The organism is Marinobacter sp. UBA3607, from assembly GCF_002375525.1.
Lineage (GTDB): Bacteria > Pseudomonadota > Gammaproteobacteria > Pseudomonadales > Oleiphilaceae > Marinobacter > Marinobacter vinifirmus.
Map to the genome: position 1 here is coordinate 1 of NZ_DFLY01000024.1, position 1,086 is coordinate 1,086.

At 56.6% G+C, this 1,086-nt stretch carries 1 protein-coding gene and 1 pseudogene; both read left to right on the forward strand.

What is annotated here, in order from left to right; genetic code table 11:
- Positions 1-44 precede the first annotated feature (44 nt).
- On the forward strand, positions 45-587 hold the full coding sequence (locus tag B2589_RS14360) for a helix-turn-helix domain-containing protein (RefSeq protein WP_414673943.1): 543 nt from the start codon (positions 45-47) through the stop codon (positions 585-587).
- A pseudogene (locus B2589_RS08830) lies at positions 551-1,086 on the forward strand (IS3 family transposase); the annotation flags it as partial. The gene B2589_RS14360 and the pseudogene B2589_RS08830, both read left to right, overlap by 37 nt.

Here is a 1,086-nt window from a genome sequence, read left to right on the forward strand (position 1 = left end):
TGAAGTGACCCCCGAAAGTTGGACACCGACTTTTGGGGAGTCACATGACAAGAACACATAGTGAAGCATTCAAATTAAAGATGGTGAAGCTTTACCTCGAAGGCGGGGCCAGCTTCAACCGCATCTCCAGAGAATTCAATGTCGATAGATCTTTGGTTCGGCGGTGGGTGACGAGATACCGGCACCATGGTCTGAAGGGGCTGGAGCCCGCAACCAAGCACCATTACAGCCCGTCGTTCAAGCTCCATGTCGTCAAGTGCGTGACCCGAGATGGCCTGACGGACCGGCAGGCAGAGGCGAGATTTAACCTCAGGAGCACGGGGCTTATTGGCAAATGGCTGGTGCAGTATCATAGTGGCCAGCTAACCAAGCCACTTTCCGAGACCAAGCGAGCTGCCCCGATGGCCAAAAAGTCTGTAGACCTCCCACCTGCTGATGCGCCAGAGCGCAGTCTCTCGCAGGATGAGTTGATCGAAGAGCTGTTGTACCTGCGGGCGGAGAACGCTTATCTAAAAAAGCTGGATGCCTTGATCCAGGAAGAGAAAGCCGCAGCGCGCAGCAAAAAGCGCAAGCGGTCCAAGGGTTAAGGCAGAAGCATTCCCTGGCACGACTGCTGCGTGCAGCCGGGCTGTCCCGCAGCACGTTCTATTATCAGCTCAAGGTGCTGCGAGCGGGTGACAAATACGAGCCCCTAAAAGCTCGTATACAGGCGATCTACCGCGAACACCATGGTCGCTATGGGTACCGACGCATTACCGCCGCCTTGCGCCGTCTCGGCGAGCAGGTGAATCACAAAATCGTTCAGCGGCTGATGCAACAGCTGGGGCTGAAATCCAGAGTTCGGGTGAAGCGATACCGCTCCTACCGAGGCCCCGTGGGCAAGAAAGCACCGAATCTACTGGCCCGGGACTTCCGGGCCACCAAGCCCAACACGAAGTGGGCAACGGACGTTACTGAGTTCAAGGTGCAAGGACGCAAGCTGTACCTGTCGCCGGTGATGGACCTGTTCAACGGTGAAATCCTGGCCTATGAACTCCGTGACCGGCCGGTGCTTCCCATGGTCACGGAGATGCTGAAAAAGGCCTT